General features: G+C 35.2%; 1 protein-coding gene. It reads left to right on the top strand.

Features of this window, described 5'->3' with window-relative positions; all coding sequences use genetic code 11:
* The coding region (locus AB0M39_RS41950; protein WP_365374444.1) for a hypothetical protein at positions 1 to 1,723 on the top strand (1,723 nt) is incomplete at its 5' end.
* Positions 1,724 to 1,896 lie beyond the last annotated feature (173 nt).

Genomic DNA, 1,896 nt, shown 5'->3' with positions numbered 1-1,896 from the left:
GCTACCTTCTTTTTTCAATGATAATTGGCATCGGTATAAAGACCAAGGAGCAGAAACATTTATATTTACTGTAAATAAATTTATCAACGGCCAGTTACAAGATTACTGCCGTTTTTTAAATGAACAAGCTTATATTAGTTTCACTTATGATGGCATTGACCACTTATTTGGAGTAGAAAATGTTCAAGAAAGTGATTATCAAATTACTTTAACTTGTTCTTCATTGAATTTAGAATTAAGAAATGAGCAAGCCAATGCCTTAGTCAACACATCAAGCCATAATATTCAATGGTACTTTGACCAAATGGGATTAATCACAAATGCTCAAATAACTATTGGAACTAATGAAGTCTCAAGTCTGACACGAACAATTAATTATGATGGGCAGGAAAGTAAACTTGCCCGTCTAATATCTGTGATTGGAAACTTTGATGCAGAATTTGAATTTATTACACATTTAAATGATGATGGAACACTTGATTCCATCATTTTAAATATCTATCGTGCCAATGATGGAGTTAATATCCAGGGTGTTGGAACAAATAGAAATGATGTCTCTTTAAATTTTGGGAAAAATATAAGTGGAATTACAAGAACTGGAGACACAACTAATTTATTCAATGCGACAACTGTCACTGGATCAGATAATTTAAACTGGAACAGCTCTAGTTTTAGTTACAAAAACGAGGATGGAGTCGAAGAGTTTTATAAAAGAGCTGGTAGTGACACAGCCTATGCGCCTCTTTCTCTTAATTTATTCAAATCTCAAATCAAGTCTAATAATGGTGATAAATGGATTCGTAAAGACTTTCAAACAGAATACACCAATGTTAATGATATGTGGGGCTATTGCGTAAGTCAATTTAAACAATTCGCTTATCCGACAGTTACTTATGAGGTGTTAGCGAATAGTAGCTTAGTTCTTGAATCGGTTGGTAATGATCGACCTTTGTCAATTGGTGATACCATCAATATTCAAGATGATAACTTTATGGATTCTGATGGGAATGTAGGTTTGCTTTTATCAGCAAGGGTTTCTGAAATGGAGATAAGTTTTAGCAATCCGACATTAAATAAGATTACTTTTTCAAATTTTAAAAAACAACAAAGTGAAGCTTCTGCAGACATCCAAGCCATCGTCAATCAGTTGGTCGATGCAGCTACACCATATATTGGCAGCATCGACACAACTAACGGTACACAGTTTAAAAACGGTACTGGTTCAACAACTTTATCAGCTCATATTTTCAAAGGTTCTGCAACGGCTGAAACAACTGCGGAAAGCTACGAATGGTCAAAAGATGGAACTGTTGTTGCTCCAACGCAGACTATCACAGTTGATGCCAGCGGAGTTGTGGATAAAGCAGTTTATAGCTTTAAAGCGACAGTTGCGGGTAAAGTAGTCGCTAGTCAGTCGGTGACTATCACTAATGTTAATGATGGAACTAGCCCGATTAATCTAGTTATTGATTCATCTAATGGCTATCAATTTAATAATAATATCATTAATACAACTTTCACTGCGATACTTTATCAAAATAATAAAGAAATTGATAGTGATGGAACAAAATTTGCTTATATATGGTCTAAAACTAACGCTGATGGAATAGTAGATACCGCTTGGAATCTTGCTCATCAAACAAGTCAAAAATCAATTACAATCACAAATAGTGATGTTTGGCAGAGAGCTACATTTGATTGCACTGCGGAACCACTTAATTAATAGGAGGAATAAAATATGTCAATTGTCTCAAGTGGGCAAATCACAATCACAGATTTATCAGATGGGATGCAACTCAACGCTTTCATCACAGCGAGTGGGGTGACTACTCAAACTTATGATGCAACAGCTCAAACATGGTCACCAAGTTATGCGACTACTCCACAAGTTTTAAC

Source organism: Streptomyces sp. NPDC051907 (assembly GCF_040681075.1).
In the GTDB taxonomy this organism is placed as follows: domain Bacteria; phylum Actinomycetota; class Actinomycetes; order Streptomycetales; family Streptomycetaceae; genus Streptomyces.
The sequence above is the reverse complement of the archived record's forward strand: the minus strand, read 5'-3'. Positions and strand labels throughout refer to the sequence as shown.